The sequence below is a fragment of the Pseudoalteromonas sp. AOP7-A1-14 genome, from assembly GCF_052376275.1.
Taxonomy (GTDB): Bacteria; Pseudomonadota; Gammaproteobacteria; order Enterobacterales; family Alteromonadaceae; genus Pseudoalteromonas.
In genome coordinates this window covers 1-25,298 of record NZ_JBQSVO010000045.1, presented here as the reverse complement: position 1 = coordinate 25,298, position 25,298 = coordinate 1, and the positions used below count along the sequence as shown (strand labels likewise).

Annotated in this window: 23 protein-coding genes; 16 read left to right on the top strand and 7 right to left on the bottom strand. The window is 38.8% G+C overall.

Annotated features, from left to right (window positions below):
* A partial coding sequence (locus ACT3RM_RS08920; protein WP_441993621.1) for a hypothetical protein occupies positions 1 to 438 on the top strand: 438 nt, incomplete at its 5' end.
* A gap of 74 nt (positions 439 to 512) precedes the next feature.
* The gene (locus ACT3RM_RS08915) at positions 513 to 1,130 is read left to right on the top strand and encodes an FKBP-type peptidyl-prolyl cis-trans isomerase (RefSeq protein WP_441993619.1); all 618 of its coding nucleotides are present in this window, start codon (positions 513 to 515) and stop codon (positions 1,128 to 1,130) included.
* Between the two features lie 171 nt (positions 1,131 to 1,301).
* On the opposite strand, the gene ACT3RM_RS08910 is transcribed toward ACT3RM_RS08915, so the two are convergent.
* The gene (locus tag ACT3RM_RS08910; RefSeq protein WP_441993617.1) at positions 1,302 to 3,701 is read right to left on the bottom strand and encodes a TonB-dependent receptor; all 2,400 of its coding nucleotides are present in this window, start codon (positions 3,699 to 3,701) and stop codon (positions 1,302 to 1,304) included.
* A 547-nt stretch (positions 3,702 to 4,248) separates the two neighbouring features.
* Between ACT3RM_RS08910 and ACT3RM_RS08905 the strand changes: the two genes are divergently transcribed.
* The 4 genes from ACT3RM_RS08905 (at position 4,249) to ACT3RM_RS08890 (ending at position 7,265) form a co-directional block, all read left to right on the top strand.
* Complete coding sequence (locus ACT3RM_RS08905) at positions 4,249 to 4,908, top strand: hypothetical protein (protein ID WP_441994827.1); 660 nt, start codon at positions 4,249 to 4,251, stop codon at positions 4,906 to 4,908.
* A 681-nt stretch (positions 4,909 to 5,589) separates the two neighbouring features.
* Positions 5,590 to 6,117 carry a CbrC family protein gene (locus tag ACT3RM_RS08900; protein WP_441835524.1) on the top strand — a complete coding sequence of 176 codons (528 nt, stop codon included), beginning with the start codon at positions 5,590 to 5,592 and terminating at the stop codon, positions 6,115 to 6,117.
* A 32-nt stretch (positions 6,118 to 6,149) separates the two neighbouring features.
* A complete protein-coding gene (locus tag ACT3RM_RS08895) occupies positions 6,150 to 6,623 on the top strand; it encodes a DUF4265 domain-containing protein (RefSeq protein ID WP_441835525.1) in 474 nt (157 codons plus the stop codon).
* A 102-nt stretch (positions 6,624 to 6,725) separates the two neighbouring features.
* Positions 6,726 to 7,265: a DUF7716 domain-containing protein gene (locus tag ACT3RM_RS08890; protein ID WP_441835526.1), complete on the top strand. Its 540-nt coding sequence runs from the start codon at positions 6,726 to 6,728 to the stop codon at positions 7,263 to 7,265.
* A gap of 13 nt (positions 7,266 to 7,278) precedes the next feature.
* Here ACT3RM_RS08890 and yfaE read toward each other — a convergent pair whose 3' ends face one another.
* From yfaE to ubiG, 5 genes are all read right to left on the bottom strand, one after another.
* On the bottom strand, positions 7,279 to 7,548 hold the full coding sequence (yfaE, locus tag ACT3RM_RS08885) for a class I ribonucleotide reductase maintenance protein YfaE (protein ID WP_441835527.1): 270 nt from the start codon (positions 7,546 to 7,548) through the stop codon (positions 7,279 to 7,281).
* Entirely contained in the window at positions 7,548 to 8,678 is a 1,131-nt protein-coding gene (gene nrdB, locus ACT3RM_RS08880; RefSeq protein ID WP_441835528.1) for a class Ia ribonucleoside-diphosphate reductase subunit beta, read from the bottom strand. Before nrdB ends, yfaE begins: the two co-directional genes overlap by 1 nt.
* A gap of 68 nt (positions 8,679 to 8,746) precedes the next feature.
* Positions 8,747 to 11,032, bottom strand: a complete 2,286-nt coding sequence (nrdA, locus tag ACT3RM_RS08875) for a class 1a ribonucleoside-diphosphate reductase subunit alpha (RefSeq protein ID WP_441835529.1) — start codon at positions 11,030 to 11,032, stop codon at positions 8,747 to 8,749.
* Between the two features lie 398 nt (positions 11,033 to 11,430).
* A complete protein-coding gene (locus ACT3RM_RS08870; RefSeq protein ID WP_441835530.1) occupies positions 11,431 to 12,105 on the bottom strand; it encodes an HAD family hydrolase in 675 nt (224 codons plus the stop codon).
* Complete coding sequence (ubiG, locus tag ACT3RM_RS08865; protein ID WP_441835531.1) at positions 12,105 to 12,815, bottom strand: bifunctional 2-polyprenyl-6-hydroxyphenol methylase/3-demethylubiquinol 3-O-methyltransferase UbiG; 711 nt, start codon at positions 12,813 to 12,815, stop codon at positions 12,105 to 12,107. Before ubiG ends, ACT3RM_RS08870 begins: the two co-directional genes overlap by 1 nt.
* Before the next feature lie 180 nt (positions 12,816 to 12,995).
* On the opposite strand from ubiG, the gene gyrA reads away from it, so the two are divergent.
* From gyrA to pyrF, 9 genes are all read left to right on the top strand, one after another.
* Positions 12,996 to 15,707, top strand: a complete 2,712-nt coding sequence (gene gyrA / locus ACT3RM_RS08860; RefSeq protein ID WP_441835532.1) for a DNA topoisomerase (ATP-hydrolyzing) subunit A — start codon at positions 12,996 to 12,998, stop codon at positions 15,705 to 15,707.
* A 110-nt stretch (positions 15,708 to 15,817) separates the two neighbouring features.
* Positions 15,818 to 16,900: a 3-phosphoserine/phosphohydroxythreonine transaminase gene (gene serC, locus ACT3RM_RS08855; RefSeq protein ID WP_441835533.1), complete on the top strand. Its 1,083-nt coding sequence runs from the start codon at positions 15,818 to 15,820 to the stop codon at positions 16,898 to 16,900.
* Positions 16,900 to 18,180 carry a 3-phosphoshikimate 1-carboxyvinyltransferase gene (gene aroA, locus ACT3RM_RS08850; protein WP_441835534.1) on the top strand — a complete coding sequence of 427 codons (1,281 nt, stop codon included), beginning with the start codon at positions 16,900 to 16,902 and terminating at the stop codon, positions 18,178 to 18,180. The genes serC and aroA overlap by 1 nt, the downstream gene beginning before the upstream one ends.
* Before the next feature lie 102 nt (positions 18,181 to 18,282).
* Entirely contained in the window at positions 18,283 to 18,993 is a 711-nt protein-coding gene (gene cmk / locus ACT3RM_RS08845) for a (d)CMP kinase (protein WP_441835535.1), read from the top strand.
* 95 nt (positions 18,994 to 19,088) lie between these two features.
* Complete coding sequence (gene rpsA / locus ACT3RM_RS08840; RefSeq protein WP_441835536.1) at positions 19,089 to 20,756, top strand: 30S ribosomal protein S1; 1,668 nt, start codon at positions 19,089 to 19,091, stop codon at positions 20,754 to 20,756.
* Between the two features lie 62 nt (positions 20,757 to 20,818).
* On the top strand, positions 20,819 to 21,106 hold the full coding sequence (gene ihfB, locus ACT3RM_RS08835; protein WP_441835537.1) for an integration host factor subunit beta: 288 nt from the start codon (positions 20,819 to 20,821) through the stop codon (positions 21,104 to 21,106).
* A 21-nt stretch (positions 21,107 to 21,127) separates the two neighbouring features.
* The gene (locus tag ACT3RM_RS08830; RefSeq protein WP_441835538.1) at positions 21,128 to 21,409 is read left to right on the top strand and encodes a lipopolysaccharide assembly protein LapA domain-containing protein; all 282 of its coding nucleotides are present in this window, start codon (positions 21,128 to 21,130) and stop codon (positions 21,407 to 21,409) included.
* A gap of 2 nt (positions 21,410 to 21,411) precedes the next feature.
* Positions 21,412 to 22,548 carry a lipopolysaccharide assembly protein LapB gene (lapB, locus tag ACT3RM_RS08825; protein ID WP_441835539.1) on the top strand — a complete coding sequence of 379 codons (1,137 nt, stop codon included), beginning with the start codon at positions 21,412 to 21,414 and terminating at the stop codon, positions 22,546 to 22,548.
* A 44-nt stretch (positions 22,549 to 22,592) separates the two neighbouring features.
* A complete protein-coding gene (pyrF, locus tag ACT3RM_RS08820; RefSeq protein WP_441835540.1) occupies positions 22,593 to 23,297 on the top strand; it encodes an orotidine-5'-phosphate decarboxylase in 705 nt (234 codons plus the stop codon).
* Positions 23,298 to 23,583: 286 nt separating this feature from the next.
* Here the strand turns inward: pyrF and ACT3RM_RS08815 are convergent, their stop codons facing one another.
* Complete coding sequence (locus ACT3RM_RS08815) at positions 23,584 to 24,555, bottom strand: integron integrase (RefSeq protein ID WP_441835541.1); 972 nt, start codon at positions 24,553 to 24,555, stop codon at positions 23,584 to 23,586.
* 261 nt (positions 24,556 to 24,816) lie between these two features.
* Between ACT3RM_RS08815 and ACT3RM_RS08810 the strand changes: the two genes are divergently transcribed.
* Positions 24,817 to 25,284 (top strand): GNAT family N-acetyltransferase, encoded by a 468-nt coding sequence (locus tag ACT3RM_RS08810; RefSeq protein ID WP_441994829.1) that lies wholly within the window; start codon positions 24,817 to 24,819, stop codon positions 25,282 to 25,284.
* Positions 25,285 to 25,298: the final 14 nt, after the last annotated feature.

The following is a 25,298-nucleotide window of genomic DNA, read 5'->3' as shown; positions in this document are numbered from 1 at the left end:
GCTTTATGGAACAGTTCTTTATTGGAAAGTACTAATATGAATACTTCACGCCCTTTGTCTAAACCACAACGTATAATCAAACATATTTTACTTTGGACTGTGTTTAGCTACTGCTTTCATAGCGCCATTAATTTATTAGTAAAAATGGCATTAGATGCTGAACCTGATAATGCATTGCTCACCGCTATTATTTATTGCCTTGGCTTTAATGTTTTAACAGCGCATTTGATCACTAAATATGATAAACACTTCCCTGTCATAGCTGCTTTATTTATTGCTTGCGTTGGCTTGATTGTGGTGCCGCTTATATTTGTTGGTGCCGCTGCGCTATTGGCAAGCGAGCTTATCGCTGTTATTTGTATTAGTTTACCTTTGCTAACATTATTAGTCGCTTTTTTAAAGCGCCGTGCAGAGAAAAACTCACCTGAAAAGCGCTAAACTGAGCCCAAAGGCGATTCTTTTTATGTTAGCATACGCGGGTCTTTTAACTAACAAAACGTGAAAAACACATTATGTCAGATAATTTTAGTACAGGTGCTGAAAAAGCAAGTTATGGTATTGGTTTACAAATGGGCGAGCAACTTAAAGCAAACCCTTTTGAAGGTTTAAACCTTAATTCAGTATTTGAAGGCATGAAAGATGCTTATACAGGTAATGATTTCCAAGTGGAGATCCCTGAAATTCAAGCGGCATTTGAAAAAATTAACACTGAAATTCAAGCACGTCGTGAAGAAGAAGCAAAAGTACTTTCAGCTGAAGGCATTGCATTTTTAGAAGAAAATGCAAAACGTCCTGAAATAACAGTAACTGAATCTGGACTTCAATATGAAGTAATAACAACAGGTGAAGGCGAAAAACCAACAGCAGAGTCAACAGTACGTGTTGATTACCATGGAACGCTTATTAATGGTACTGTTTTTGATAGTTCATACGAGCGCGGTCAACCTGCTGAATTCCCAGTAGGCGGCGTGATCAAAGGTTGGACTGAAGCATTACAAATGATGCCTGAAGGCACAAAATGGCGTGTCTATGTTCCTCATGACCTTGCTTATGGTGAACGTGGTGCAGGTGCTGCCATTGCACCATTCTCAACGCTAATATTTGATGTTGAGCTACACGCTATTCTTTAATTAGATATCTATTCGCCATTACCTGAGGTTTCCTTAGGTAATATAAAGGTGAATAATAAAAAGCCACACTCGATAATATTGAGTGTGGCTTTTTTGTGTGTGCTGTTTAATCGCTAATAACGGCAAGTAGGGAAGCCGCTATTAACGATAATTAATAGGCTTTAAAGCTAATTAAAAGTATCCACGAATACCAAAGCTGAAGTTACGCCCTGGTAAAGGTGCTTTTTCTTTAATAAATGAGCTATGTACAAAACCTAATTCATCAGTAAAGTTTTCAATTTTTAAATACACTTGCGTATCAACTTGACCTAAATCAAGCTGATAATTTGCACTAGCATCAAATAACGTATATGACTCCGTAGCTGTTTCATAGGCTGTAATATCATTTTGCTCGAAGTAATGAGTACCTGTCAGGCTAAACTGCCAATCAGAAATTGAGTATTGCAATTCTGAGCCTAATTTGTTTGCAGGAATACGAGGTAGATTAGCATCATCTTCATCTGATAACTTTGCGGTTGTAGAATCACCAAACACTTTTACCATTGCATTAGGGTTAATTTGATAATGTGCATCAAACTCGATTCCATATAGCTCTACATCGCTACTTACAAATTGATAAACAGGTGAATCACCTTCATGACCTTCTGCAGCTGTTTCTAAGCCCACTTCTTCGTCATAAACAAGGCCTGTATTTTGTTGGAAATAGAAGTTTTCAATGTCGTTATAGAAAAAATTAATGTTATAACCAAAGTCACCAACAAAACGTCTAAAGCTTAAATCAAGGTTTGTTGATTTTTCTTGCTTGATATCTTCTGGTTCAAAATGAATTTCACCGTTTTCAATCTCGTAACCAAGACCAAGCTCATAAGTACCAGTAGCTATATGTAAGCCATTTGATAGAAGTTCAGCTGAGAGTGGGGCGCGTTCAGAGTGCGAAGCACTTAATGCCATGCTATAGCCCGGTTTGTACTGCCAAATTGCACCAGCAGAAAGGCTTAAGTTGGTAAAGCTTTGGTTGTATTGCGTTGCGCTCGTTTCGTGCTCTTCTTCTTCGTGCTCGTGCTCGTGCTCATGATCGTGATCAGATGCTGTAATTGAACTTTTAATTTCGTAATCTTCTATTCGGCCACCCAGCTCTACTGTAACATCACCAAACTGGCGCTCTTCTAGAATAAATAGCGCATGAGTGGTTGTTTTGCTTGCTGGGGTAAATGCTTCTTCACCATCTGCATCGTAGTCAGATTCACTATAATGATAGCCAACCATACCATGCCAATCACTTAATTTATGTTCGATATTGACTCGCGCTTCAGTGGTTTCATTTTTGAAAATAGTACCGATGGCGCCATCTTCAATTTCAGCATGCTGGTAATCTGTATAGCCTAAACGTAGGTTAATACTTTCAATCCAATTGTTGTGTAAAGAGTAGCTCATTAGTCCTTGCCAGCGATCCTGTTCTACTTTCGCGTAGACAGCTTCTTCTTCATCTTGATGGTTATGGTCTTCTTCATGGTTATGGTCTTCTTCATGATCATGGTGTTCTTCATGAGCATGGTGATGCTCATGCGCTGGAATGCCGTAGTCAGTTTCAATACGTCCGTATGAAGCACCAATGGTAAAGTGCTCTCCTACATAGCTCGTACCAAAGTTGACTGTTTCGCTATCAATGAATGTGTTCTCTACCGAAGAAGCTAGTTCAGGCTCTTCGCCATCTTCTGCGGGTAGTTGAAAGTCAGGTGTATCGTAATCATCACCTTTACGTTTAGTACCATCAAAATGAAAATTAAAGTTATCATGACCTGTTTCGAGCTTTGCAGCATAGGTGTTGGCATTAGAAACTGTATCATGATTATATTGTGCCGCACCGGTAAGGCTCTCGATATTATCAGTTGGGATACGGTTATCAACAACATTTACAACACCACCGATAGCACCAGAACCATATAATAAAGTTGCAGGCCCACGTAACACTTCAACTTGTTCTGCTGCTAACGTGTCGTTTGAGGTTGCATGGTCAGGACCAATCCTTGAAGCATCGCTGCTGTCTAAGCCATTTTGGGTTATTTTTACGCGAGGACCACTAAGACCACGAATAATAGGGCTTGATGAAACTGGGCCAAAGTAGCTTGAATTCACGCCTGGCAAGCCTTTTAAAGTTTCACCCAGTGTTGGTTTTGATTGGTTTTTAAGTTCATCACCTGATAATACATTGACGGGTGAAATCATCTCTAAACTATTTTTGTGAAGTCCAGAGGCATATACCACAACAGTTTCAACTGATGTAGGTGTTAAGCTTACATTAACGGTCTGATCGGCATCATTAATAGCAACACGCTCATCAATGTAGTTGCTTTTACTGATGTGTAATTGGCCTTTATTATCAATATCAATATTAAAGTAACCTTGGTCATCTGTTTTTACGCTTTTTGTTTTACCATGAACGTGTACATCGGCATCAGCAATAGGCTGGTTGTTATTATCGGTAACTTGCCCGTTTACAACTGCGGCGAATGCGTTGTGAGAGAATAAGGCCGCGGCAACGGCCGCAGAAATCATAGAATATTGCTTCATTATCATTACTACATTTTGGCTTGTTAATGTTGTGATATAATATAACACTAGGGTAGGCGCTAAGCAACAACGTTATAGTATAGCTTTAGGCTTATGTGTAGTGTTGTGCTTATTCAACTTATGGCCAAGGTATGAGTTTTAGATGGCAACTGAACGATTAAATAATCGCACGCTTGAAGTACTTCTTTATACCAAACATGACTACACACAAATGTTAACGACTGCTACTTTTAAGCACTAATTAAAGTGAACGTTAATTGGTCCTGAGTTTTATTGGACATTTGCTTATTCTTTTATGATGCTTAAGTTAAGATAAGGCATGCTATTGATAAGTCTCACACTTATGTTAAGAAATTGAATACATGTTATTCTTTACTTAGTTACCTAGTTTAAGGGACCTAATTTTAAGCGAGAATTACTAGGTAATAGTTTGATGTTTATAGACTCGAATTTTGTAAGTATGAATGATTAAATCTCGGTTGTTTATTATAGAGTGAAAGTTTTAAGAAGTGACAGATATGAAAATACCGAAAGAGATTAAAAGCCAATGGCTAACGTATATAGATTTAAAAGAAAAGGGCTTAAAAAACAAGCAAATAAGGCTTTAACAAGTGTAGTTAATATAATCAATATGTACGATGTGGGTTATTTCAATGATTTTTTATATTCGTTGTGTAAGTTAGAGCTAAACAAAGGCATTAATAACCAGTTGCAATATCCTATTTTTGTCAAGTGCATTTTACCTATCTTAGTTGAGGGGATTAGGAATAACTCAGTAAAAGATATTGTTTACCTCGTACAAGCGAATGAAGGTGGTTTTTCTAGAGAAATATATAAAGAGTTAGGAGATATATCTAACCGAGACTTATTAAAAACTGCTTTGATATCAGAACCTGATAACACGACAGTAAAAAGCCTACTCGGTGCTGATTATGTTTATGACTTATATTATGGTGCCCACCACTTGCCAGACTTTATGATTGGAGATATTGCATACGTTACTTCATTAATTAATGAGTCTAGTGATTTTTTCGATGCAAACAGTCAAGTTCTACATAAAGATCTGATTAATGAACATAGCTATTACTGCCAACTATATAGAGATTATATTATGTGGGAATCAGGTTGCTTTGATTTCGACTTTTCTACATGGTGTGAAAAACACAACCGAAAATATAGTTGGGTAAAATCATACTACTATGAATGATTTTACATTAATGAATTAATACTAGCTTATAACCATTGAAATTGTTAACTAGTTAGCCTAGTTTAATGATGTATAATCCTTTAGTACGTAGCATATTTAAACGTAGCCCTTTGAAAATTATCGTTATATAAAAGTATAAAAATATGAAAGTCGGTGTTGTCAGTTTTAGTTATGGTTTTTTGGCCAATGTTTCTACCAAACACAGCAAATTAACCCGCTAACTAATTTTTATGTATCGTATCTCTCGTGATCAAACAAAAAACTAGTTAAGTTATTGAATAAGCCATTGAGCAAATTTAAGTTAATTGAAGCGTTTCATTATCAATTTAGTCAATCTCAATTACGCTATTTTATTCAGCTCTAATTATTAGATTGATAAAATTTCAGAACAATACTTTGAATCCTTACTAAATCCAGGCTCATTGTTTGATGTAGATACATCAGAAGTAGTTTCATACTGAGTCTTGTTCATTAAGCTCATCGATAATATGGGCAGTTACGAAAAGACAAAAGTTTTGTTTAGTTATCCGGTGGGCTTAGTGATTATGAGATAGCTAACATTAACATCGTACGGTTAACTGTAATGATTCAAAACGTGGTCATATAGCAAAAATTCAAACGTTGCTAGATGCCGTGCAGATTAATTTAAATATTAATGATTAGACTTTATAAGGAGTAAAAGTGGTTTTACCAATATTTAAATATCACCCAAACCCTATTTCAACAGGTGCCATTGTTCAAAGTGATGAAGAGTGTGAATGTTGTCAGCAAGCCTCAGGTTATATTTATACAGCATCATTTTACACCAAAGAAGAGGTAAGTTTTATTTGCCCTTGGTGTATTGCTGATGGTTCAGCCGCCGCTAAATTTGAGGGGATGTTCTCAGATGATTTCTTTTTACTCCAAGCAGGTGTCGTAGAAGAGGTTATTGATGAGGTTTGCGATAGAACTCCTGGTTATCATTCATGGCAACAGGAACAGTGGCAATCTCATTGCTCAACAGCTTGTGAATTTCATGGCGATGCATCAAAAAAAGAATTAGCTGAGCTTAGTGGTATAAAATTAACGCAATTTTTAAATGAAAATAGGTTCAAATTAGAGCAATGGCAAAGTATGTTATCGGTGTATGAGGAAGGTGGTAATCCTGCAATCTATAAATTTAAATGCACTGAATGTTCACACATTATTTATACTTTAGACTTTACCTAGTGATAGTTTAAAAGTAGTAGGAGTAGAGCTTTATGCTGAAAACTGAAACAGGCAATCCTCAGGAAATATTACTCTACGCGGGTAATGCGAGTGATTCCAAAGAAGTTCGTGAATCATTGTTAGCTTATCCAATTGATAATAGGCATTATAAATTAGCTATTTCACCTGCTTTAGTTTTAGGTATCGCGATGGGTGATGTCATCAATATCATTGACTTAGAGCATGGCTACTTTGAACTAATAAAACGAGGTGGAAACATAAGTATTCAAGTATACAGCGACTCAATTACAGTAGTTGAACCTTACTTAACTCAAAAGTTAGTGGCTTTAAGTGGCTTTTTAGATGGTATAAATAACGGTGTTTGTGTATACACTGTACCTGCTTCAGCAGGGTTTGATAAGATTGAGTCTGTTTTTAGTGATGTGATGACTGTATTTAATAATACACAATGGTATTACGGTAATGTTTATGCTGATGATGGCGAAACGCCCTTAAATTGGTGGTAAGTCATGTTTGCGTTATTTTAGCGTATGAAGCGAAACTTATTTGTTACTTAAAATTCACCAGTCAAAAAATAGACTAACGAATTAATAATAATAGAGGAACTGATGGTTGAATATAATAATAGTATGGCATTCGAGCCTCTGATCAATATATTGTCGCGTGGTGGTACCGAAATTGAAGCAGGGTGGTTATATCTTCCACAGGATGAAGAATGGCTTTTACACACTAATGGGTTAATAATTGACGACGACAAACTTGAAACTAATCAGGTTGATAGTCAGGGCGTACCACTAATCGCTTTACAAAAAAAGTTAGTGTCTACACTAGACTCAGATACTATTGAAGATATTAATCACAGTGCCAAAGCACTTGATTGCGAGTTTACAGAGGCGTTATTACTCGAAGCTTTTTTATATTATTACCATTATGATGCCTTTTTACCTTATTCAGGTTTTAAGCCTATTCCACGTGAAGAATATCAAATCAACATAGATAAAAATTTCTATGACTGCTTAGGCGCAGAAAGAGCTAATACGCTATGCAAAAAATCTACATGTCAACGAGGTGCAATTACAAGTAGTGTTTTTTGTCGAGTTCATCATTTTGAAATGATAAAAAACAAACCTTGTCCATTTTATCACTAATCATAGTGCTAAATTAAATCTTTAAACGTATATCACCGTTGGGTTTACAACAACAGAGTAATACCTCTCCGTCTCTTACAAACGCTAACGGTTCTTGATTATAACTGACTTCACCGCTTAATAGCTCAGCACGACAGGCGCCGCAATACCCTTCACGGCATTGAAATGGAATAGTTAGCTTTCGTTGCTCTAAACAATCTAAAAGGGAATTGCAGCCAGTGCTAAAATCGATACACTGGCTGGTATCTGCAAGATGGACTCTTGCAGGTTTTTTGTCGCTCATTAGAGATCGAAATCACCGAAGTCAGAAGCATCAACTTGTGAGTCTATTTGACCTACAAGGTAAGAGCTAATTTCAGTCTCTTGTGGAGCAACTTGTACGTTGTCTGATGCTAACCACGAGCTGATCCATGGAATAGGGTTGTTATTATTTTCAAATTGCGGCGGAAGGCCTACCGCACTCATACGAGAATTAGTTATATATTCAACATACTGACATAAAATGTCTTTATTTAAGCCAATCATTGAGCCATCTTTAAACAGATATTCTGCCCATTCTTTTTCTTGCTCAGCGGCATCAACAAACATTTGGATCGCTTGTTCGCGGCACTGTGTTGCAACAATTGCCATTTCAGGGTCGTCTTTGCCATCTTGCATAATATTTAAAATATGCTGAGTACCTGATAAATGTAGAGCTTCATCGCGAGCAATTAATTTGATTATTTTAGCGTTACCTTCCATTAGCTCGCGCTCTGCAAACGCAAATGAACAAGCAAAACTAACATAAAAGCGAATCGCTTCTAAAATGTTTACCGACATCATGGCAAGGTATAATAATTTTTTAAGTTCAAATAAGCTAATGTGAACGGTCTCACCGTTGATCACGTGCTTACCTTCACCATATAAATTATAAATAGATACCTGATTTATCAAGTCATCGTAATATTTTGTTACGGCATCAGCACGTTCACTGATTTTGTCATTACTAACGATATCGTCAAAAATAAGTTCAGGTGATTGAGTAACATTACGAATAATATGCGTATAAGAGCGACTGTGAATAGTTTCGCTAAATGCCCAAGTTTCAATCCATGTTTCTAGCTCTGGAATGGACACAATAGGAAGCAAAGCAATATTAGGCGAGCGGCCCTGTACACTATCAAGTAGTGTTTGGTATTTAAGGTTACTCAAAAAGATGTGTTTTTCGTGTTCCGGTAGCGCTTGGAAGTCTAGTCGGTCTTTACTTACGTCTACTTCCTCTGGACGCCAGAAAAACGACAATTGCTTTTCAATTAACTTTTCAAAAATAGGGTACTTTTGCTGATCGTACCGTGACACGTTTACTGTTTGGCCGAAAAACATCGGTTCTTTTAATTGATCATTATGTGTTCGGCTAAAAGTGGTATAAGACATAGTGGTTACTCAAAAAACAGTCAGGACAAAGCGGGCATTAAGCCCGCTTTCGTTATTTTACTTTATAGTTAAATCTTGCATGCGCCGCCAGCGCAATCATCATCTTCAACTTGTGGAGCTTGGTCATCTTGTGAATCAGATGAACCATCACGGGTATTATGATAATAAAGTGTTTTGACTCCTAGCTTATAAGCGCTAAGCAAGTCTTGCAATAACACCTTCATAGGGACTCTTCCACCTTCGTACTTATTTGGATCATAATTAGTATTAGCTGAAATTGTTTGGTCAACAAACTTTTGCATAATACCAACAAGTTGTAGGTAACCATCGTTTGATGGAATATCCCATAGTAACTCGTAATTATCTTTTAAACGCTCATACTCAGGTACAACCTGCTTTAAAATGCCATCTTTACTGGCTTTAACGCTGATATGCCCGCGAGGTGGCTCAATACCATTTGTCGCGTTAGAGATTTGCGATGATGTTTCTGAAGGCATCAGTGCTGACAATGTCGAGTTACGCATACCGTGCTCTTTAATATTAGCACGTAATGCATCCCAATCTAAATGCAATGGCTCATCACAAAACTTGTCAAGATCACGCTTATAAGTATCAGTTGGCATGATGCCTTGAGAATATGTAGTTTCGTTAAACTTAGGGCAAGCGCCGCGTTCTTTAGCCAGTTCATTTGATGCTTTCATTAAGTAATATTGAATTGCTTCGAATGTTTTATGTGTTAGCGCATTAGCACTACCGTCAGAGTAACGCTTACCATTTTTAGCTAAGTAATATGCGTAGTTAATTACACCTATACCGAGCGTACGACGACCCATGGTGGCATTATGCGCTGCTGGAACAGGGTAGTCCTGGAAATCTAATAAGTTATCAAGTGCACGTACTGCAAGCTCTGCTAACTCTTCTAGTTCATCTAGTGATTCAATTGCACCTAAATTAAAGGCTGATAACGTACAAAGTGCAATTTCACCGTCTTCGTCGTTAACATTATTGAGCGGTTTAGTAGGTAATGCAATTTCCAAACATAAGTTAGATTGACGAATAGGTGCCACGGTCGATATAAATGGGCTATGAGTATTACAGTGGTCGACATTTTGTAAGTAAATACGACCAGTACTTGCACGCTCTTGGGCAAACATTGAGAATAATTCAATCGCTTTAATGCGCTTTTTACGGATTGATTCGTCTTGTTCATATTTCACATACAGCTCATCAAACTTGGCTTGATCTTCAAAAAATGAATCATAAAGGCCAGGCACATCTGATGGACTAAATAAAGTGATGTAGTCGTCTTTAATTAAACGTGAATACATTAGCTTATTAAATTGTACGCCGTAATCCAGGTGACGGACACGGTTATCATCAACACCACGGTTATTTTTAAGTACGAGTAAGTTTTCTACTTCTAAATGCCAAAGCGGGTAGAAAAGTGTTGCAGCACCGCCGCGAACACCGCCTTGTGAACAGCTTTTTACAGCTGTTTGAAAGTGCTTATAAAAAGGAATACAGCCAGTATGGTACGCTTCGCCGTTACGTATAGGGCTACCAAGGGCACGAATTTGTCCTGCGTTAATACCGATCCCCGCGCGTTGAGATACATATTTAACAATCGCAGAAGAAGTCGCATTAATTGAGTCTAAGCTATCGCCACATTCAATTAGTACACACGAACTAAATTGACGCGTAGGTGTACGTACCCCAGCCATAATAGGGGTAGGTAGTGAAATTTTAAATAAAGATACGGCATCATAAAAACGCTTAATGTAATCAAGACGCGTTTCTTTTGGATAATCTGAGAATAAACTTGCCGCAACTAAAATATATAAAAATTGGGCGCTTTCATAGATTTTACCCGTAACACGGTTTTGAACTAAATATTTACCTTCAAGCTGTTTTACTGCTGCATAACTAAAATTTAAATCGCGGTCATGATCTAGGTAGTTATCAAGTTCATCAATTTCTTGTTCAGTGTAGTCGGCAAGTAAATGTGCGTCATAGCGCTTGTCTTCGACTAATTTTACAACGTGATCGTATAAACGGGGCGGCTCAAATTGGCCATATGCTTTTTTACGGAGATGGAATACAGCTAATCGTGCAGCTAAATATTGGTAATCAGGCGTATCTTTTGAGATCTGATCAGCGGCTGCTTTGATAATGGTTTCGTGAATATCATCAGTACGAATTCCGTCATAAAATTGAATATGTGACTTTAATTCAACTTGTGAGACAGACACATTATTTAGACCTTCTGCGGCCCAAGCGATGACGCGATGGATCTTATCCAGATCAAGTGACTCTTTACGGCCGTCACGTTTGCTTACAGATAGCTGTTGGTTCATAGTTTTGCCTGTATTCCTTGGGAAAATTATACTTTGAATAACAAAGTAATTTTATATAACTCTTTTTGCTCAGAACCCTAAATAATAGGGCGCTTGTTGAATAACATTTAGCCACAATATCTGGTGTTCTTTAATTTACAGATCACAAGATAGTGTGGTCGGCTCTGTTTTGCAAGGGATAGAAATTCCTCTTTTTGTGGATAACATTGGGATAAGGTATTTACGTTAGTGCTCACTAACCTTTGACCAATCACTGATGAAGAAATTTGTAAAAATCAACTAAAGATCTACAAATATACATACTTTTAAAAATAAATTTTGTCTGCTTTTTTTATCAACAAATAATGTTCAAAAACTATCTTTATCACTATATATAGTATCAACTCGTGTTTTAGGCACTATATATGGTTAAATCCGTCAATTGGTGTTTGCCAGTTAAAGTCGGCTTGCCAGCTTAAAGCCTCATCAATACTGGGTATGTAGCCCCAAAGCGCGGTTGCACTGTGCATGTTGGCAGCTTTAGCTGCAACAATGTCACGCTCAGCATCGCCAATATATAAGCAGCGTGTTGGATCAACATTCAATAATTCTGCGGTATGTAATAGTGGTAACGGTGAAGGCTTTGCTATATTAATAGTATCGCCACTAACTATAGCTTGCACGTTAGCTAGTTCTTTAAAGGTTTTGACTAACGGCTCAGTTAAAAAACCGGGCTTATTAGTCATGATCCCCCATTTTATTTGTTGCTGCTCAAGAGCAATTAAAAGTGGGGCAATACCTGAAAAACAGCGGCTATGCACTGCAATACTAGCAGCGTAATACTCAAGCAGTTGTTGCCTAAGCCCTTGCTGGTCCATCTCAGGCCACTGCGCCGCAAAGCCAAGTTCAAGTAAGGCATTTGCGCCATTAGAGGCCACAGGACGATACTGCTCAGCAGAGACTGGCGCTATCTTTACACTTTTGAGCACCTCATTAAGTGCCGCACCTAAATCATCTGCGGTATCGAGTAATGTGCCATCTAAATCAAAAATAAACGCATCATAGTCAATATCATGTGGTTTAAACCCGACCATTAGGCAAGTTTCTCAAAATGTAAAATATAGTTAACGCTGACATCACTATTAAGCGCGTACTGTTTAGATAGGGGATTATAAGTTAAGCCTGCACTGGCGCGTACCTTTAATCCTGCTTGCTCAGCCCATTGAATTAGCTGCGCAGGCTTAATGAATTTTTTATGGTCATGAGTGCCATCAGGCACCATTTTTAAGACTTTTTCAGCACCAATAATGGCAAATAAATACGCTTTTGCAGTTTTATTCAACGTTGAAAAAAACACATCTGCTCCGGGTTTCGCAAGTGCAGCCACAGCATGAATAATTGAAGCTGGATCGGGAACGTGTTCAAGCATTTCCATACAGGTTACTACGTCAAAGCGAGCAGGGTGTTGGTTGGCATATTCCTCGGCCGGTACTTTTATATAGTCAACGTTAACGCCGCTCTCAAGTGCATGTAATTTAGCAATTGATAAAGGTTCTTGGCCCATATCAATTCCGGTCACATGAGCCCCCATTTTTGCCATGCTTTCACTTAAAATTCCGCCGCCACAGCCAACATCTAAGGTGTGCTTATCAAATAAGCCGTTACATTTATTTGCGACAAAATCTAATCGCAATGGGTTAATTTCGTGTAAGGGTTTGAATTCACCCTCGCGGTCCCACCAACGCTCAGCGATGGCTTCAAACTTTGCAATTTCTGCACTATCTACATTTTGATGTTCGGTCATAAAAAGCTTCCTCGTCAATCTGAGGCCATTATATAGGGGGAAATTGATAAATCGCAAAGATTTAGCGCCTGTAAATCTAAATTAATTGTGGTAGCATGGTGTTGTAATAATAACTAATACTGCTAAGCGGCCACTATAGTGGCACTTTGGTAAGTAAATCCTGAAGGAATGTGATATCAAATGACTGATCTCGCCAATGAAATTCTGCCAGTCAATATTGAAGATGAGTTAAAAAACTCCTACTTAGATTATGCAATGAGTGTAATTGTAGGGCGTGCATTACCAGACGTACGTGATGGTTTAAAACCTGTTCACCGCCGCGTTTTGTTTGCAATGAACGAACTTAATAATGATTGGAATAAACCTTACAAAAAATCAGCCCGTGTGGTTGGTGACGTAATTGGTAAGTACCATCCCCATGGCGACAGCGCGGTGTATGACACGATCGTACGTATGGCACAGCCATTTTCGCTTCGTTATATGTTGGTTGATGGCCAAGGTAACTTTGGTTCAGTTGATGGTGACTCAGCAGCGGCAATGCGTTATACCGAAATACGTATGGAGAAAATGTCTCATGAGTTATTAGCTGATCTTGATAAAGAGACTGTGGATTTTGTACCAAACTATGATGGTACTGAACACATTCCAGATGTTCTGCCGACTAAAGTTCCTAACTTATTAGTGAACGGCTCATCAGGTATTGCGGTAGGTATGGCTACAAATATACCTCCTCATAACCTATCTGAGGTAATTAATGGTTGTTTAGCGCTTATTCAGAATCCTGATCTAACTATTCATGAATTAATTGACTATATTCCAGGACCAGACTTTCCAACAGCCGGCATTATCAATGGTAAAAAAGGTATTGAACAAGCCTATTTAACGGGTCGTGGTAAAGTATATATCCGTGCTCGCGCTGAGATTGAAGTTGATGAAAAAACCCATCGCGAAACTATCATTGTTCACGAAATTCCTTATCAAGTTAATAAAGCACGTTTAATCGAAAAGATTGCTGAGCTGGTTAAAGATAAGAAAATTGAAGGTATTAGCGCACTTCGTGATGAATCAGATAAAGACGGTATGCGTATCGTTATTGAGATCAAACGTGGTGATGTAGGCGAAGTTATTTTAAACAACCTTTATTCACAAACTCAGTTACAAACTGTGTTTGGTATGAATATGGTGGCGTTAATAAATAACCAACCGAAGTGTTTTAATTTAAAAGAAATGCTTGAAGAGTTTATTGTTCACCGTCGTGAAGTGGTTACTCGTCGTACCGTTTTTGATTTACGCAAAGCTCGTGACCGCGCTCATACGCTGGAAGGCCTTGCTATTGCACTAGCTAATATTGACCCGATCATTGAGCTTATTCGTAATTCGCCAAGCCCAGCTGAAGCAAAACTTGCATTAACTGCGCGTCCGTGGGAATTAGGCAATGTTAAATCAATGCTTGAAAAAGCAGGTGAAGAGAATGTTGCGCGCCCAGATTGGCTAGCAGAAGAGTTTGGTATTCGCGATGATATGTATTATATCTCTGAGCAGCAAGCCCAAGCAATTTTAGACCTTCGTTTGCATAAGCTTACTGGTCTAGAACATGAAAAGATTATAAACGAATACCAAACGCTACTCGACCTTATCGCCGAGTTACTCTACATATTGGCAACGCCTGAGCGCTTAATGGAAGTTATCCGTGATGAGCTGGTCGAGATTAAAGAGCAATATGGTGATGAGCGTCGTACTGAAATAAGTGCCGCAGCCCACGATATTAGCCTTGAAGATTTAATTAACGAAGAAAATGTGGTTGTAACACTTTCTCACGAAGGTTACGTAAAGTATCAGCCCTTGTCCGATTACGAAGCGCAGCGCCGTGGTGGTAAAGGTAAATCAGCGACGAAGATGAAAGACGAAGACTTCATCGAACGTTTATTGGTTGCAAACACGCACGATACTATTTTGTGCTTCTCTACAGCGGGTCGTTTATATTGGCTTAAAGTATATCAATTACCACTTGCAAGCCGTGCAGCCCGCGGTAAGCCGATTGTTAACTTGTTACCACTTGAAGCAGATGAGCGTATTACTGCTATCTTACCGGTACGCGAGTACGAAGAAAATAAGTTCATCTTTATGGCAACTGCTTTTGGTACGGTTAAGAAAACGCCATTAACAGCGTACAGTCGTCAACGTGCCAGTGGTATTATTGCAGTTAATTTAAATGATGGCGATAGCTTAATTGGTGTAGATATCACCGATGGCAGCAACGAAATTATGTTATTTACTGATGCAGGTAAAGTTGTTCGCTTTAAAGAAGCGGAAGAAACAGCCGTTGTTGATGAAAATGACAACCCGGTACTTGATGATGAAGGCAACCCTGAAGTTAAGTTTAAAGGTGTACGTCCTATGGGTCGTACAGCAACCGGTGTTCGTGGTATAAAAATGTCTGCCGAGCAACGTGTTGTATCGTTAATTGTACCAAAAACAGATGGCGCTATTTTAACTGTGACAGAAAACGGTTATGGTAAACGTACGCTACTTGAAGATTACCCATCGAAGAGTCGTGCAACTCAAGGTGTAGTCTCAATCAAGGTTTCAGAGCGAAATGGTGCTGTAGTTGGTGCTGTACAAGTAGATGATAACGACGAGATCATGATTATCTCTAATCGTGGCACATTAGTTAGGACACGCGTTAATGAAGTATCGACGGTTGGTCGTAATACTCAAGGTGTGATCTTAATTAGAACCATTGAAGAAGAGCAAGTCGTTGGTTTACAACGTATCGAAGAAATCGAAATTGATGAGCTATTAGCCATTGAGGGCGAAAGCGTCGAAATTACTGATACACCAAGCGATGAAATTATTGATGATGAAACTGGGGATCACCCTCCAGCTGAATAACATTAATAAATAAAAAGCGGCTTAGGCCGCTTTTTTTTGTAGTATAACAATACTAATTAATAAAAATAATTTAGTATCAGATAATCAAATTACTGGAATGAGGAAAGGTAATGAGTAAATATAACTTTTGTGCGGGGCCTGCAATGTTGCCACCGGCAGTTATGGAAAAAGCACAAAAAGAGTTTATCGATTGGCAAGGTTTAGGTGTGTCGGTGATGGAAATAAGTCACCGTAGTAAAAAATTTCTTGCTCTAACAGAAAAATGCGAAGCAAGCTTACGTCGCCTAATGAATATTAGTGACGAGTTTGAAATACTATTTATGCACGGCGGCGGACGGGGTCAATTTAGTGCTGTACCATTAAATTTACATCAGGAAAATAAATCAGCGGTTTACTACGAAAACGGTGTTTGGTCAAAAAGTGCAACGGATGAAGCAAATAAGTTTACACAAATTACTGCTATCGATATACGTAACGATGCCAATGGTCAATTTTCGATCAAACCGGTGACTGACTGGCAGTTACCAGCAGATCCCTCGTACATTCACTATTGTCCCAATGAAACTATTGATGGACTAGAAATTTTTGATGTACCGAGCCATCCAACAGCGCCAATTATCGCAGATATGTCGTCAACTATTTTATCGCGCGAAATAGACGTTAATCAATTTGACTTAATTTATGCCGGTGCACAAAAAAATATAGGCCCTTCGGGCATATCAATCGTTATAGTGCGTAAAACATTACTGGCGCGAGAGGGGCTTCCTAGGCCGGGGATTTTAGATTATGCACTAGAGGCCAAGCAGAGCAGTATGTTTAATACGCCACCCACATTTGCATGGTATTTAGCGGCTGAAGTATTCGAATGGCTTGAGCAAAATGGTGGTGTAAAAGCCATGGAAACACAAAATATTGCAAAGGCTGAACTTCTTTATAATTTTATCGATAATTCTGATTTTTATTTTAATAAAGTAGCTAAGCATAGCCGCTCGCGTATGAACGTGCCTTTTTGGCTAAATGACGAAAGCTTGAACAGTAAGTTTGTCGCTCAATCAAACGATGCGGGGTTAATGGCACTTGAAGGCCATAGAAGTGTTGGGGGCATGCGTGCCAGCATTTATAACGCTATGCCACTTGCCGGTGTGCAAGCATTAGTAGACTTTATGGAGAAATTTGCCAAGGAGCATAACTAATGGAGCAGTTACGCTTAGAGCCAATTAAAAAAGTAAATGGTAGTGTCACTTTGCCTGGCTCGAAAAGTTTATCAAATCGGATTTTATTATTGGCAGCGTTGGCACGAGGTACCACTGTTGTTGAAAATTTACTTGATAGCGATGATATCCGTCATATGCTTGATGCTCTAAAGCTATTAGGTGTCAATGTAAGTCTTAATGATGATAAAACTGTGGCTACCGTAGAAGGTGTTGGTGGGCAGTTTTTAACGCCTACAGAGTCGTTATTTTTAGGTAATGCGGGTACAGCATATCGTCCATTAACAGCGGTGCTTGCGGCTGTAAAAGGTGAATATGAACTTATTGGCGAGCCACGCATGGAAGAGCGTCCGATAGGGCACTTAGTTGATGCCCTACAAGCGCTTGGTGGCGATGTTACTTATACAAAGCATAAAGACTATCCTCCACTTAAAATAGTGGGTGGGCAAATAAATGGCGGTGAAGTTGAAATTGACGGCAGTATTTCGAGCCAATTCTTAACTGCGTTATTAATGGCAGCACCATTATTTAAAGGCGACACGCAAATTACTATAAAAGGCACCTTAGTATCAAAGCCCTATATTGATATTACGTTAGATGTAATGGCGCGTTTTGGTGTTAACGTTTCTCATAATGACTATCAAACCTTTCACGTTAAAGGCGCACAACAGTACCAAGCGGTTGATCGTATTATGGTTGAAGGGGATGCTTCATCCGCATCATACTTTGTTGCAGCAGCTGCTATTGCTGGCGGTGAAATTGAAATAAAAGGCGTTGGCGCTAAATCCGTACAAGGCGATATCGGCTTTGCCAAAGTGATGGAGCAAGTCGGGGCCAAGATTGATTGGTATGATGAGCGCCTAGTCGTTCGTAAGGGCCAGCTTAAAGGCGTTGATATTGATGCCAATGCTATTCCTGATGCTGCTATGACACTTGCCACAGTAGCCTTATTTGCTGATGGTCCTACAGCCATACGTAATATTTATAATTGGCGTGTTAAAGAAACTGACCGTTTATACGCTATGGCAACAGAGCTTCGTAAAGTGGGCGCAAAAGTCATAGAAGGTAAAGACTTTATTGAAATAACACCGCCGACAACGTTTTATGATGTAGATATTGATACTTATGACGACCATCGCATAGCGATGTGTTTTGCCATGGTTGCGGTCGGGGGTAAGCCCATAACAATCAACGACCCTAAGTGTACATATAAAACTTTCCCTACTTTTTTTAAGGTTTTACGCTCAGTCAGCGGTGTATAAAAATAGGTCATAATAAAAAGTTAACCACAAAAAAGCGGATATATTTTATTATCTGAAGTATAATGCTGTCGTTTATTTTGGTGTGCATTGCAGGAGGTTTAAATGCAGGCGTTATTAATGCCCGTAATCACCGTTGATGGTCCAAGTGGTTCAGGTAAAGGAACCGTTTGTCGCTTGTTAGCCGAAACATTAGGATGGGATGTGCTGGACAGTGGCGCGATTTATCGTGTTTTATCGCTAGCAGCACTTCATCATCAAATTGCATTAAATAATGAAGAAGCGTTAGTGCCCCTTGCTGCCAATCTCGATGTACAGTTTTTGGTCGATAGTCAAACAAATAAATCTAAAGTGGTATTAGAAGGCGAAGATGTTACTACAACAATACGTGATGAAGAAGTAGGCGCTGCAGCATCTACAGTTGCTGCCTTACCTCGCGTTCGCGAAGCGTTGCTACGTCGCCAGCGCGCTTTTAAAACCGAAAATGGTTTAATTGCTGACGGCCGTGATATGGGCACCGTTGTATTCCCTGATGCGACGCTAAAGATATATTTAACAGCTAGCGCAGAAGAGCGCGCGCGCCGTCGCTTTGTTGAGTTGAACGAGCGCGGACTAAGTGTTACACTGAGTGGTCTATTTGAAGACATTAAAGCTCGTGACGATCGCGATATGAATCGTACCGTTGCGCCGCTTGTGCCGGCAGAAGATGCTATTGAAATAGATACTAGCGAGCTTAATGCTCAGCAAGTATTTGATAAAGTAATCAATTTAATTGATATTGCAATCTCTGAAGGTAAGCTTCCTAAACGAAGCTAAACACATTTTATGCGCCAGCAGGATGCCAGTGCTATTTTAACAACCCCATGCAGCATGGTTGCTTATTGGTATTAATATATGAGACGTATATTCGTATGTCAGAAAATTTTGCGCAGTTATTTGAAGAAAGCTTAAAGGGTTTTGAAGCAGAGCAAGGCTCTATTGTTAAAGGTACAGTAATCTCTATCGAGAATAACATTGTACTTGTAGATGCTGGTCTTAAATCAGAAAGTGCTATCCCTGCAGAGCAGTTCAAAAATGCTGCTGGTGAACTAGAAGTTGCTGTAGGCGACGAAGTAGATGTTGCACTTGATGCAATCGAAGACGGTTTCGGTGAAACTATCCTTTCTCGTGAGAAAGCGAAGCGTCACGAAGCGTGGATCCGTCTTGAAAAAGCATGTGAAGAGCAAGAAACTGTTACTGGTGTTATCAACGGTAAAGTTAAAGGCGGCTTCACAGTTGAAGTTGATTCAATCCGAGCTTTCCTACCTGGTTCACTTGTTGATGTTCGTCCTGTACGTGACACAACACACCTTGAAGGTAAAGAGCTTGAATTTAAAGTAATCAAGCTTGATCAAAAACGTAACAACGTTGTTGTTTCACGTCGTGCAGTTATCGAGTCAGAAAACTCACAAGAACGTGAAGAACTTCTTGCTAACCTTGTTGAAGGTCAAGAAGTTAAAGGTATCGTTAAGAACCTTACTGACTACGGTGCATTCGTTGACCTTGGTGGTGTTGATGGTCTACTACACATTACTGACATGGCGTGGAAGCGTGTTAAGCACCCTTCAGAAATCGTTAATGTTGGTGACGAAATCGCAGTTAAAGTTCTTAAATTCGACAAAGAGAAAACTCGTGTATCTCTAGGCCTTAAACAGCTTGGCGAAGATCCATGGGCCGCTATCGCTGGTCGTTACCCAGAAGGTTCTAAACTTTCTGGTCGTGTTACTAACCTTACAGATTACGGTTGCTTCGTAGAAATCGAAGAAGGCGTTGAAGGTCTAGTACATGTTTCTGAAATGGATTGGACTAACAAGAACATCCATCCTTCAAAAGTTGTTAGCCTTGGCGACACAGTTGAAGTTATGGTTCTCGAAATCGACGAAGAACGTCGTCGTATTTCTCTTGGTCTTAAGCAATGTATTGCTAATCCTTGGCAGGAATTTGCTCGTCTTCAAAACAAAGGCGACCAAGTTACTGGTAAGATCAAATCAATCACTGACTTCGGTATCTTTATCGGTCTTGAAGGTGGCATTGACGGTCTTGTACATCTTTCAGATATTTCTTGGAACACGCCTGGCGAAGACGCTGTACGTGAGTTTAAGAAAGGCGACGAAATCACTGCAATCGTATTGCAAGTTGACCCAGAGCGCGAACGTATTTCGCTAGGTGTTAAGCAAATCGAAGCTGACCCATTCAATAACTATCTTGATGCACATAAAAAAGGTGCTATTGTTAAAGGTAAAGTGACAGAAGTTGATGCTAAAGGTGCAACTGTTGAGCTTATTGAAGGTGTTGAAGGTTACATTCGTGTAGCTGATATCTCTCAAGAGCGTGTTGAAGACGCAACAACAGTTACTTCTGTAGGCAGCGAGATCGAAGTGAAATATGTTGGTGTTGATCGTAAGAACCGCACCCTAAGCTTATCTGTTAAAGCTCTTTACGAAGCAGAAGAGAAAGAAGTAATTGAGAAGCTTAAGAAAGAAGAGCCAGTGTTTGAAAACGCAATGGCTGCAGCATTTAAAAGTGCTCAAAAAGACTAATTAATCAGTCTTAATGGGAAGGGCACTATTGCCCTTCCTTTATCTTTTTTTAAGGAAACGCTATGACTAAGTCAGAATTGATAGAAACACTTGGCGAACAACACGCACATGTACCAGTGAAAGATGTTGAAAATGCAGTAAAAGAAATTCTTGAACAAATGGCCGGATCATTATCGAGCTCAGATCGTATTGAGATCCGAGGTTTTGGTAGTTTCTCACTGCATTACCGTTCTCCACGTACTGGCCGTAATCCTAAAACCGGTGACACTGTTGAGCTTGATGGTAAGCATGTACCACATTTCAAACCAGGTAAAGAATTACGTGATCGCGTAAACGCGAGTATTGCCTAGTTTATTGATTGGAGTAGTTACTTGTTTAGGGTATTAAAAATTATTCTGGTAGCAATATGCTTCATATTTGCATTTGTGCTTGGTTCGCAAAATCCACAACTTGTGCAAATAAATTATATTATTGCTAGTAGTACATTACCCCTAGCCATGATAATAAGTATCTGCTTTGCTTTAGGTGTCGCAATTGGTTGTTTTATCAGCTTTAAACTGTTTTCGCAGTTGAAGTGGCAAAACTATCGTTTGAAAAAAAGATTAGCGCCTGAAAAAGACAATAAAAAGCTTGTTGCTAATAAAGACACCTAACTATGATTGAGCTTTTGTTTTTACTTTTGCCTGTGGCAGCTGGTTATGGCTGGATCATGGGAAAAAACAGTGCTAAAAATAAAGCTCATCAACTTAATCGTCAGATCACCTCTGAATACAGTAAAGGGTTGAAGTTTCTTCTTGATAGAGAAGAAGATCAAGGCCTTGAACACCTTATTAATTTACTAGAAGTCGCTGCTGACTCTGTTGAGCATTATTCAACGCTTGCCACTATGTTTAGGCGCCGCGGCGAGCTTGACCGCGCAATAAAAATCCACGAGTTGCTATTAAAGCATCCAAGTCTTAATGAGCAACAAGCAACTGCTAGTCGCTTAGAACTTGCCGAAGATTATATTATGGCAGGGCTATTAGATAGTGCCGAAGAGCACCTAGTCTGGTTAGTTAAAGCCCATCACATAGACGCATTAGACCCGATTTTGAATCTATACTCGCAAACCCGTGAGTGGGGCAAGGGCATTAGTATGTTTGAAGGCCACAGAGAGTTATTCTCAAAACCTCAACACTTTAAAGCCATTGCTAATTTTTATTGTGAAGCTGCTTTAGTTGAAAACAACCCACAAATAATGCGTAAAGCTATTAGCTTAAATCACAAAGTAATTAGGCCTTTGTATGAATTGGGTAAGTCTGCCTACGCAAAAGAAGATTATGTAAAAGCTATTTACTATTGGCGAGAACTCATTTGTAATTTTACATTTTTTGCTCCGCTCTTTATAGAAGAGCTTGCACATAGCTATAATCAATTGAATTTAACATCACAGTTTCATGAGTTAGTTGTACAGCTTCTTGATAAAGGTGGGGTGTTAATAAAAATAAAACATTGCCAAGCGTTACTCGAGCAGGGTCATACTGACCAGGCGATAACGTTTTTAACTGATAGCTTAAAGCGACAACCCACAATTCGTGGTTTCAGTTTTTTACTGCAGTTGTTAGCTAAACAAAATGGCGATATAAAAGAAGTGCTTGATCAAATTGATAAGCTAGTAACGTCTTATATCGCCACCAAGCCTGACTTTCAGTGTCAGCATTGCGGTTTTACAAGTTATACTATTTATTGGGTTTGCCCATCGTGCAAACATTGGGAAACAATTGTCCCAAGCCGTGGTATTGACGGCTTTTAATTCTTCTAGTTAGAACACATATTTACAACTTGTTTAGGAAAGTTATGTCTTTAAAAGATTCAAAAAAAGTTCTTATAGCGCTTGATTATGACGATCAACAAACAGCACTGGATTTTGTTAAACAATTATCACCTACCAATTGTCGCTTAAAAGTAGGTAAAGAAATGTTTACTTACTTTGGTCCTGCATTTGTTAAAGAACTAATTGATTTAGGCTTTGATGTATTTTTAGACTTAAAATTTCATGATATTCCCAACACGGTAGCTAAATCTGTAACTGCAGCAGCTAAGATGGGAGTATGGATGGTGAATGTGCATGCCAGTGGTGGTGTTGAGATGATGACCAAGGCGAAACAAGCACTTGAACCGTTTGGTGATAAATCCCCCTTATTAATTGCGGTTACTGTTTTAACCAGCATGGATGAAGTTGAGCTTACTCGTTTAGGTGTTAATAAAAGCCCAGAAGAGCAGGTTATCTATTTAGCAAAACTTGCAAAAGAAGCAGGCCTTGACGGGGTAGTGTGTTCAGCGCAAGAAGCAAAGAAATTAAAAGCAGAGTTAGGTGAAGATTTTAAACTAGTCACCCCAGGCATTCGCCCAGCAGGCAGCGATGCTGGCGATCAAAAGCGCATTATGACGCCAAAACAAGCTATTGATGATGGCAGTGACTACCTAGTTGTTGGGCGTCCGATTACACAAGCCGCAGATCCAGTTTCGGTTCTTAAAGAAATTAATGACTCGTTAAAATAAACAAGCGTTATTTCAATTAGTACTATTACTAATACTAAGAGCAAAGTACTTACTTTGCTCTTTTTGCTTTTAGGTATACAAACTTACTAACTTGGCGATAAATAGCCCGCAATGTGCCATAAGCGGCCGGTTGTACTAACTCGTTTATGTTCTAAAATCAGTTAAAGTAAATACTTTAATGGCGACTTTGAGCGAGCAAGAGATGGTTCAAGTCGTTTAATGCTATTTTCTTTATTCTACAAAGCGGCCGTTCCGCTAACGCACTTTTCGCCTCATAGTAAGTTAACTAGAAAATTTTGCTTAATGGGCTTACAACACCGTTTGCTCCTTGTTGTAAAACATGCGTATATATTTGTGTGGTTTTGACATCAGAATGGCCTAATTGTGCTTGAACGGTGCGAATATCGGCGCCACTTTGCAGTAGATGCGTTGCAAATGAATGACGCAAGGTATGCGGTGTTACTATTTTTGTTATTCCCGATTTTTGAACGGCTTTTTTTACTTCTTTTCTTATACACGAGTGATGAAAATGATGTCGTCTTATTTCACCACTTTGAGGATCTGTACTTAATATATGTGAGGGAAATAAATACTGCCACGCAAGTGATTTTGAGGCAAAAGGATATTTTTTTGTTAAAGCATAAGGCATCCATACGCCAGCATATTCCTTATTATTTAAATCAAGTTTTAGATAGTCATCAACCTGCAGAATTTGATTTCTCAGCATAGGAATTAGCTCGGTGGCCAGCGTTACAATACGGTGTTTATTGCCTTTACCATTCCAAACTTGAATACATTTATAATCAAAATCAATATCTTTCACCCTTAACTGCACAGCTTCCATCACTCTTAAACCACTTCCATACATAAGCGCTGCAATAAGGTAATAACGCTTATTTAAATGAGTCATAAGCAGCTTAACTTCTTCTGGGGTCATTACGACAGGTAGTTTTGCTTGTTTTTTACTACGGGCAAAATTTAAGTTTAACGACAGCTCTTTTTTTATTATGTGTTTGTATAAAAATGACAATGAATTGAGTGCCGTGGCTTGCGTACGTGGTGCAACGTTTTGCTTTAACACTAAATGTTCTAAGTAGCGCTCGACTTCATTGTCTCCCATTGAGGCGGGATGGCGTTTATTATGAAAATGGATATAAGATGCAATCCATCTTAGGTACGTATCTACGGTGCGTAATGAATACTGACGTACCAACATATAATCGGCTATATAATTTAAAAATGGAGAACGTGTTTTCATATTACCATCAATAACAGTGCTGTGTTTATATACAGTATAGTTGTGTTGCTCCCATATTCAAGAAAATGAGCGACGAGCGCATTTTCTCTTTTATTGAGAGTTTGAGTGACAATAAAAAATTATATATAGCAATATATTAAGTTATTTGATAAAAATGATTTATAAAATACATGAGCGTATCGTTGGCAGAAATATGCGCGATGAGCGCACTATAAAATTGTTATATGCAATTCAAGCTTAAGAGTCATAATCAGAGATAGTATGAAAAATTTAGTTGTAATTAGAGAAGCAAATGACAGTGATCACTCATTTATTTTAGAGTTGTCACCGTATTTAGCAGAAGTTGCTCAATTAGAGTGGCATACCGATGATGCGATTCAAAAAATGCAATATGATTATATTTCTAAAATGCTTACTGAAACATCAGAACCCAATATTACTTATATCGCTGAAGCTAATAATATTCCATTGGGCTTCATTCATGTACGCACGCATAAAGATGGTATTTCAGGTGAAACTTGTGGAACTATACCGCTTCTTGCTATATCACCTAAGTCGCAAGGTTTGGGCTTAGGGAAGACTTTAATTAAGCATGCTGAAAAGTGGGCTAAAAATCTAGGGTGTAGGTTGTTACATTTAGAGGTTTTCGCAAATAATACGAAGGCAGATAGTTTCTATCAAAATATAGGGTTTAAACCTGAAACTGTACACATGATAAAACCTATTTAGAGTACTTTGCATAT

Bases quoted from the DNA above. Each gene is read 5' to 3' on its own strand.
- cmk (WP_441835535.1), top strand. From the start codon at position 18,283: ATGCAGGCGTTATTAATGCCCGTAATCACCGTTGATGGTCCAAGTGGT.
- ACT3RM_RS08890 (WP_441835526.1), top strand. From the start codon at position 6,726: ATGGTTGAATATAATAATAGTATGGCATTCGAGCCTCTGATCAATATA.
- ubiG (WP_441835531.1), bottom strand. From the start codon at position 12,815: ATGACCGAACATCAAAATGTAGATAGTGCAGAAATTGCAAAGTTTGAA.
- ACT3RM_RS08895 (WP_441835525.1), top strand. From the start codon at position 6,150: ATGCTGAAAACTGAAACAGGCAATCCTCAGGAAATATTACTCTACGCG.
- nrdA (WP_441835529.1), bottom strand. From the start codon at position 11,032: ATGAACCAACAGCTATCTGTAAGCAAACGTGACGGCCGTAAAGAGTCA.
- ACT3RM_RS08815 (WP_441835541.1), bottom strand. From the start codon at position 24,555: ATGAAAACACGTTCTCCATTTTTAAATTATATAGCCGATTATATGTTG.
- gyrA (WP_441835532.1), top strand. From the start codon at position 12,996: ATGACTGATCTCGCCAATGAAATTCTGCCAGTCAATATTGAAGATGAG.
- ACT3RM_RS08810 (WP_441994829.1), top strand. From the start codon at position 24,817: ATGAAAAATTTAGTTGTAATTAGAGAAGCAAATGACAGTGATCACTCA.
- aroA (WP_441835534.1), top strand. From the start codon at position 16,900: ATGGAGCAGTTACGCTTAGAGCCAATTAAAAAAGTAAATGGTAGTGTC.
- ACT3RM_RS08915 (WP_441993619.1), top strand. From the start codon at position 513: ATGTCAGATAATTTTAGTACAGGTGCTGAAAAAGCAAGTTATGGTATT.
- lapB (WP_441835539.1), top strand. From the start codon at position 21,412: ATGATTGAGCTTTTGTTTTTACTTTTGCCTGTGGCAGCTGGTTATGGC.
- ACT3RM_RS08905 (WP_441994827.1), top strand. From the start codon at position 4,249: ATGGCTAACGTATATAGATTTAAAAGAAAAGGGCTTAAAAAACAAGCA.
- rpsA (WP_441835536.1), top strand. From the start codon at position 19,089: ATGTCAGAAAATTTTGCGCAGTTATTTGAAGAAAGCTTAAAGGGTTTT.
- yfaE (WP_441835527.1), bottom strand. From the start codon at position 7,548: ATGAGCGACAAAAAACCTGCAAGAGTCCATCTTGCAGATACCAGCCAG.
- nrdB (WP_441835528.1), bottom strand. From the start codon at position 8,678: ATGTCTTATACCACTTTTAGCCGAACACATAATGATCAATTAAAAGAA.
- ACT3RM_RS08870 (WP_441835530.1), bottom strand. From the start codon at position 12,105: ATGGTCGGGTTTAAACCACATGATATTGACTATGATGCGTTTATTTTT.
- ACT3RM_RS08910 (WP_441993617.1), bottom strand. From the start codon at position 3,701: ATGAAGCAATATTCTATGATTTCTGCGGCCGTTGCCGCGGCCTTATTC.
- pyrF (WP_441835540.1), top strand. From the start codon at position 22,593: ATGTCTTTAAAAGATTCAAAAAAAGTTCTTATAGCGCTTGATTATGAC.
- serC (WP_441835533.1), top strand. From the start codon at position 15,818: ATGAGTAAATATAACTTTTGTGCGGGGCCTGCAATGTTGCCACCGGCA.
- ihfB (WP_441835537.1), top strand. From the start codon at position 20,819: ATGACTAAGTCAGAATTGATAGAAACACTTGGCGAACAACACGCACAT.